At 50.1% G+C, this 2933-nt stretch carries 1 rRNA gene; it reads right to left on the reverse strand.

Annotation, left to right across the window (positions count from 1 at the left end):
• Nucleotides 1-22: 22 nt before the first annotated feature.
• Nucleotides 23-2913: ribosomal RNA gene (locus QL998_RS20460) — 23S ribosomal RNA — on the reverse strand.
• Nucleotides 2914-2933: the final 20 nt, after the last annotated feature.

Consider the following 2933-nt stretch of genomic DNA (forward strand, 5'->3'; position numbering starts at 1 on the left):
CATAAAACGCGTTTGGCGTTGTATGGTTAAGCCTCACGGGTAATTAGTACAAGTTAGCTTAATGGCTCACACCACTTCCACATCTTGCCTATCAACGTTGTAGTCTTCAACGGCCCTTCAGAGACTTTAAAAGTCTAGTGAGAACTCATCTCGAGGCCTGCTTCGCGCTTAGATGCTTTCAGCGCTTATCAGTTCCGAACGTAGCTACCGGGCAATGCCATTGGCATGACAACCCGAACACCAGCGGTTCGTTCACTCCGGTCCTCTCGTACTAGGAGCAACCCCTCTCAATTCTCAAACGCCCACGGCAGATAGGGACCGAACTGTCTCACGACGTTCTAAACCCAGCTCGCGTACCACTTTAAATGGCGAACAGCCATACCCTTGGGACCGACTTCAGCCCCAGGATGTGATGAGCCGACATCGAGGTGCCAAACACCGCCGTCGATATGAACTCTTGGGCGGTATCAGCCTGTTATCCCCGGAGTACCTTTTATCCGTTGAGCGATGGCCCTTCCATTCAGAACCACCGGATCACTATGACCTACTTTCGTACCTGCTCGACGTGTCTGTCTCGCAGTTAAGCTGGCTTCTACCATTACACTAACCGTACGATGTCCGACCGTACTTAGCCAACCTTCGTGCTCCTCCGTTACTCTTTAGGAGGAGACCGCCCCAGTCAAACTACCCACCAGGCACTGTCCGTAACCCCGATTCAGGGGCCAACGTTAGAACATCAAAACTACAAGGGTGGTATTTCAAGGTTGACTCCACAACAACTAGCGTCGCTGCTTCAAAGTCTCCCACCTATCCTACACATGTAGGTTCAATGTTCAGTGCCAAGCTGTAGTAAAGGTTCACGGGGTCTTTCCGTCTAGCCGCGGGTACACAGCATCTTCACTGCGATTTCAATTTCACTGAGTCTCGGGTGGAGACAGCGTGGCCATGGTTACACCATTCGTGCAGGTCGGAACTTACCCGACAAGGAATTTCGCTACCTTAGGACCGTTATAGTTACGGCCGCCGTTTACCGGGGCTTCGATCAAGAGCTTCTCCCTAAGGATAACCCCATCAATTAACCTTCCGGCACCGGGCAGGTGTCACACCGTATACGTCATCTTGCGATTTTGCACAGTGCTGTGTTTTTAATAAACAGTCCCAGCCACCTGGTCACTGCGGCTCCCGTCCGCTTAGAGAGCAAGTCTCATCACAGATAGGAGCGTACCTTCTCCCGAAGTTACGGTACGATTTTGCCTAGTTCCTTCACCCGAGTTCTCTCAAGCGCCTTAGTATTCTCTACCTGACCACCTGTGTCGGTTTGGGGTACGATTCCATATAATCTGAAGCTTAGAGGCTTTTCCTGGAAGTATGGCATCAGCAACTTCATCACCTTGGTGACTCGTCTCGTGTCTCAGGTTTAGTGTTCGTCCGGATTTACCTAAACAAACGCCCTACTCACTTTCACATGGACTACCAACGCCATGCTTGCTTAGCCTGCTCCGTCCCCCCATCGCAATTATATCGAGTACAGAAATATTAATCTGTTTCCCATCGACTACGCCTTTCGGCCTCGCCTTAGGGGTCGACTTACCCTACCCTGATTAACATGGGATAGGAACCCTTGGTCTTCCGGCGTGGGAGTTTTTCACTCCCATTATCGTTACTCATGTCAGCATTCGCACTTCTGATACCTCCAGCATACCTCCCGGTACACCTTCAACGGCTTACAGAACGCTCCCCTACCACTCAGAATAAATTCTGAATCCGCAGCTTCGGTGCATAGTTTAGCCCCGTTACATCTTCCGCGCAGACCGACTCGACCAGTGAGCTATTACGCTTTCTTTAAAGGATGGCTGCTTCTAAGCCAACCTCCTGGCTGTCTGGGCCTTTCCACATCGTTTCCCACTTAACTATGACTTTGGGACCTTAGCTGGCGGTCTGGGTTGTTTCCCTCTTCACGACGGACGTTAGCACCCGCCGTGTGTCTCCCGGATATTACTTTACGGTATTCGGAGTTTGCAAAGGGTTGGTAAGTCGGGATGACCCCCTAGCCTTAACAGTGCTCTACCCCCGTAAGTATTCGTCCGAGGCTCTACCTAAATAGATTTCGGGGAGAACCAGCTATCTCCCGGTTTGATTAGCCTTTCACTCCTAGCCACAGGTCATCCCCTAACTTTTCAACGTTAGTGGGTTCGGTCCTCCAGTTGATGTTACTCAACCTTCAACCTGCCCATGGCTAGATCACCGGGTTTCGGGTCTATACCTTGCAACTATTCGCCCAGTTAAGACTCGGTTTCCCTACGGCTACCCTATTCGGTTAACCTCGCTACAAAATATAAGTCGCTGACCCATTATACAAAAGGTACGCAGTCACCCAACAAGTGGGCTCCTACTGCTTGTACGTACACGGTTTCAGGTTCTATTTCACTCCCCTCACAGGGGTTCTTTTCGCCTTTCCCTCACGGTACTGGTTCACTATCGGTCAGTTGGGAGTATTTAGCCTTAGATGATGGTCCACCTATATTCAGTCAAAGTTTCACGTGCTCCGACCTACTCGATTTCACTTAAAATGTCTTTTCATGTACGGGACTATCACCCTGTATCGTGGCGCTTTCCAGCAGCCTTCCATTAACACATAATAAGCTTAAGGGCTGTTCCGATTTCGCTCGCCGCTACTTTCGGAATCTCGGTTGATTTCTTTTCCTACGGGTACTTAGATGTTTCAGTTCTCCGCGTTCGCCTCGTTAACCTATGTATTCAGTTAACGATACCTGCAAGCAGGTGGGTTTCCCCATTCGGAAATCCTAGTCTCAAGTGCTTTTTACTAGCTTGACTAGGCTTATCGCAAGTTAATACGTCCTTCATCGCCTCCAACTGCCAAGGCATCCACCGTGTACGCTTAGTCACTTAACCATACAACCCAAACGGGTCTT

Origin of the sequence: Pseudoalteromonas sp. APC 3691, from assembly GCF_030408135.1 — a bacterium.
Taxonomy (GTDB): Bacteria; Pseudomonadota; Gammaproteobacteria; order Enterobacterales; family Alteromonadaceae; genus Pseudoalteromonas.